Raw genomic sequence first — 4,792 nt, 5'->3', positions numbered from 1 at the left:
GTAAGGGGCTGATACTGATGGTAACAGGAACCATCTTCAAATTGGGTAGAGGCAATATCATAAATTCGTTCGCGCGCTCTTTCAGGAATTTGATGTACAAATCCGATAAGATCCTGATTCGAATCCCGAAACCCCATGCCGCGGCCAATTCCAGACTCAAAGAAGGATGCGGAGCGAGACATATTAAAAGTTACCATGCACTGGTATTGATTCCAGATATTAACCATCCTGTCTAAACGGGGGTCTTCAGACTCAATAGAGATCTTCCCCAAAAGATTATCCCAATATGTTCTTAGCTCTTCAAGGGCTTTATTTACTTTTTCTGATGTATCATAAGCCGAGATCATGTCCTGGGCAGGTTGTTTATTAATGACCGACTTACTTTCCCATTTATTGTCTTTCTCTACCTCCACATAACCCAGCATAAAAATCAATTCTTTTGCTTCTCCAGGCTTAAGCTCTATTTCAAGGTAATGTGATGCAATTGGAGACCAGCCGTGGGCAATAGAGTTTTTTGAATGTCCTGAACCCACCACATCCGGGGAATCTAAATCATTGTACAGACCAATAAAGGTTTCCCTGTCTGTATCATAGCCATCAATAGGGCTGTTTACCGAATAAAAGGCATAATGATTCCGGCGTTCCTTAAATTCTGTCTTGTGGTAAATTACGGAGTCTTTTACTTCAACTTCACCCGTGGAAAAGTTTCGCTGAAAATTGGTCATGTCGTCCTCAGCATTCCACAGGCACCATTCAATAAAAGAAAACAATTTTATTTTTTTAGTGTCGGAGGAAGCATTCTTTAAGCTTACTTTCTGAATTTCCCCCAAGAAACCCAGAGGGATAAATTGCAGTACTTCTACCTCCAGTTTATTTTTAGCAGCCTTAAACTTGGTATAACTCATGCCATGGCGGCATTCATAATGGTCCAGTTCTGTTTTAACCGGTTTCCAGCCGGGAGACCAGGTAGTATCTCCATCATTGACATAAAAATATTTACCACCGTTATCTATAGGAATATTGTTATATCTATAACGGGTTAACCTTCGGAATTTTGCATCTTTATAAAAAGTATACCCTCCCCCGGTATTGGAGGTAAGTGAGAAGAAATCCTCATTGCCAAGGTAATTTATCCAGGGATATGGGGTTTTGGGATTTGTAATTACATATTCCCTGTTTTCGTCATCAAAATAGCCGTATTTCATAGTGGTTTGGTTTAATCTTTGGCCCTGGAAATGCGTTTTTTTATCAGAGCTGAATACAGATTAAAAGTAATCAAATGTTCTTAGAAATTTTGAGCAAATTTTAGCTTTTCCTAGGCCAAAAGTGTCTTGAAAAAGGTTCTTAGGGTAAGCGCTACCAGAATTAAATATACAAGCCAACTCAACTTCTTTAATTCGTATAGCAGGGTTTTGTGACTTAATATATTTTATGCATTGTAGACTGTAGTTTTTCTATTTTATAATGTTTTAAAACTCTCAATGCTTTCAGCGTATTCCACCTGCCTGGTTTCCCAGCTTTTTCCATTTCAAAATGAGTCTGTCCGGGATGTTTGGCTTGTGAATTCCAGCTTGAGTACTTATTTCGCTTTTTTTCTAATTCCCGTATTGCTAGTTCCATCCTTTTGTCCCACTTGCATTTAGCATATTGAAAATAGTCCAATGCACGTAGGATGTTGTATTTCCATCTACTTGGATAGGGCATTTTTAAGAATTCCTTATTTATGATTTTGCCTGTGTGGTCAGAGAGAAACAGCTGATGCAATAGGATAAATTCCTCAGCGCTCGCTTTGGCACTCTGAATTTCATTCATTCGATAAGTGTATCCTGACTTATGGAATTCATACAATCCTTCTAGTACTGAGATTGTCGTATGCAAAGAACTATGTGTAGCGCCACTCCTAGTTGTTCTACAATTGAAGCCACCATCTGGCATTATCTCACTCAGAATACTATCTACAACGGAATATAATTCGTGCTCTTCGGTCTTGAAGTATGAAGCGTAATTCAGAAACATTCCATTTACACAAACGTCACTAAATTTTGCTGTTGAAGGTCCCAAAGGAATTCCTCCGTCTTCAGACTTTCCTGAGGATAATACGAACTGAATAACCTCCTTTACAATATCGTTTTTGGGGCTAAGATTCAAGTTACGAAGGTCTAGTAATGTATAGTGTGTAGAAATCCATTTAGGTTGATAAAATTTCCTTCCCCAATGACCGTTTTGATTTCGTTTGGATAAAAATTGTTTTCCCCAACCTTCATTGGCTATCCTGTCCTGCAAATCCTTTCTGTCATCTCCTAACAAATCCCGGTGCACCTGATATTGTATTGAAACATCACCTTCAAGCAACCATTCTATGATTTGTTGTTCGTTCATTTTAATTACAACCAATGGTATTGTATAAGATACGTTTAATGCATTTTATTAATTGCTGGCATTAGTTTATTTCCATTGTTTGAAAAACACTTTTAGGAATATGCATAGTAACTAACATATGTGGTTCATCGACTACTTCTGCTATTTTTAAATCTCCAATAAGAGAGCATAACATATATGCTTCATCCCATGGCATTTCATAAGTTTCGGAAATATGTTCTACCATATATCTAGTTGCTTTTTTAGCCGCTTCATCAATGGTTATGCCAAATCCCGTGGTTGCATAATATTCTTCCGATTCATATTGAGGTTCTTTTATTGTTTTGCCTTTTAGGACTTTTAATCGGAATCGAATTCTCATATCACATTCTACAGCCGTTCCAACGACTTCACCAAGTCCTTGAACTGCATGTGTGTCGCCAATGGAAAATAAGGCCCCCTTTACAAAAATCGGGAAGTAAACAGTTACTCCTTTCACCAAATGCGGATCATCCATATTGCCGCCATTAGCACGTGGTGGGATGGTAGATAACATGGCTGTTGTATCAGGTGCGACGCCCATGACGCCAGCAAATGGTTTTAAAGAAATATGAACGTTTTTCGAAAAGCGTACAAGATTGTTCTTTTTATCCAATTCATAGGTTTTGAATAATTCTGATTCGTGCTCGCCGGCTAGAAATCCAAATCCGGGTTCCATAGCGGTCCATCCCCAATCACCAGGTTCTAAGTCAAGAAGTTCTACAGCCAAAACATCGCCCACTTCGGCTCCTTTCACATAAATAGGCCCGGTTAAAGTGTGAACCTTGTCCATATCCACATTTTTAATATCTTCTATGGTTGAGTTGATATTCAACTGCCCTCCGGTGGCTTCTTGGGTAAATGCTTCAATGATACTGCCATTAGTAACGGTTAATACTGGAGGAATTTCGCTGCTAAATTTATTGTGCGTCGTTTCGTTAGTAGTAATTGTGAAGTCCGGTTCAGGGATGTTTTCAAACGGGACCACAGTTGAATTATCCGTATTTAACTGGTTTTCTTTATCCACTTCTTTACAACTGAAAGTGATGATAAGAAATACAAAAAATAGTGTGCGTTTCATTTTTCCATAATTTAATTAATACCAACGTTTAGTATATGAGCCGTTTTAATGGCTTCTTATCATCTGCCAATTTTTTTCGGAGTTTTCTGAAAAGTGGAATCATATGATTTATTCTGTTTTGTAATGAAGGCCAACGTTCCGAGCATGAGGCTTAGCTCGGCTCGAACTTAATAATGTGCAGCTATGGCTTATTTCCAATGTTATACACAGGTTAATAATTAATTCTAAAATTATATTTACCATCTAGTTTCTCTCCATTCTTTTTGTTCTTCTTTAGAAAAGAATGTCCAAGCTACAATCCGACTAGATTTATTCCCACTTCCCATGGGAATCGTTTTGATCTGATTGGCCTCAATTTTTTCTAATAATTTATAAATTCCTTTTAGATTAGATTGTTTTGATACTAAAGTTGAAAACCAAAAGCAGTTTTTAGAGAATTTTTTACTTTCTTTTACCATATTATGAATAAACTTATATTCTCCGCCATCACATATAAGTTCATTACTAATTCCTGCAAAGTTAAGTGTTGGGTTTTTTTCTTTTTTTCCTGACAGATTCCTGACTTTTCTTCGTGTTCCTTTTTGAGCATCTTCTAAAGAAGAATGAAAAGGAGGATTACATATAGAGAAATCAATTTTATCTTCTCTACCTATTATCCCAAAAAAAACATCTTTCCGATTCTCTTGCAATCTACACTCAATCTTATCCTTAAGTGAAGAATTGGAATTGACAATATTTTTAGCTGATTCTATCGATTTGGGATCAATATCAGACCCAATAAAATTCCAACCATATTCTGTAACTCCAATTATAGGGTAAATACAACTAGCCCCCACACCAATATCAATGCAAGTAATTATATCGCCAATTGGTATTGTCCCAAAATTATTTTCGGCTAATATATCGGCAATTTGGTGAATGTAATCTGCTCTTCCCGGTATTGGAGGACATAAATTTCCATCAGGGAATTCCCAGTTTTTAATTCCGTAATAATGGTTTAGCAATGCTTTGTTTAATGTTTTTATCGCAACTGGATTTGAAAAATCGACTGAATCCTCCCCATATTTATTAGGCTCTATATAATTCAGTAATTCAGGATTAGAAGTTGTCAATGCATTTAAATCATATCTTTCTCGATTTTTATTTCGAGAATGTAGTCTTGTTTTTTTTTCTTGTCTTTTTTCTGATGACATGATTTATTATGATTTTTTAAATGGCTATTCGAAGCTTTTCACTCCATAAGCTCCTAAACATGTTCGTTAAGGCAGATGGTTTACAAAGTTAAAGTCACATGCTTTACACTAGATTTTGACT

The 4,792-nt window shown here is 36.7% G+C and carries 4 protein-coding genes; all 4 read right to left on the bottom strand.

Features of this window, described 5'->3' with window-relative positions; genetic code table 11:
* Positions 1-1,205: GH36-type glycosyl hydrolase domain-containing protein (locus WBN20_RS09075; RefSeq protein ID WP_424281458.1), on the bottom strand; the 1,205-nt coding region annotated here is incomplete at its 3' end.
* A gap of 214 nt (positions 1,206-1,419) precedes the next feature.
* Positions 1,420-2,379 carry a hypothetical protein gene (locus tag WBN20_RS09070; protein WP_424281457.1) on the bottom strand — a complete coding sequence of 320 codons (960 nt, stop codon included), beginning with the start codon at positions 2,377-2,379 and terminating at the stop codon, positions 1,420-1,422.
* 61 nt (positions 2,380-2,440) lie between these two features.
* Positions 2,441-3,478, bottom strand: coding sequence for an acetamidase/formamidase family protein (locus WBN20_RS09065; protein ID WP_424281456.1), 1,038 nt, complete (start codon positions 3,476-3,478; stop codon positions 2,441-2,443).
* A 236-nt stretch (positions 3,479-3,714) separates the two neighbouring features.
* A complete protein-coding gene (gene rlmF, locus WBN20_RS09060; protein ID WP_424281455.1) occupies positions 3,715-4,671 on the bottom strand; it encodes a 23S rRNA (adenine(1618)-N(6))-methyltransferase RlmF in 957 nt (318 codons plus the stop codon).
* Positions 4,672-4,792: the final 121 nt, after the last annotated feature.

Source organism: Eudoraea sp. (assembly GCF_049665975.1).
In the GTDB taxonomy this organism is placed as follows: Bacteria; Bacteroidota; Bacteroidia; order Flavobacteriales; family Flavobacteriaceae; genus Eudoraea.
The sequence above is the reverse complement of the archived record's forward strand: the minus strand, read 5'-3'. Positions and strand labels throughout refer to the sequence as shown.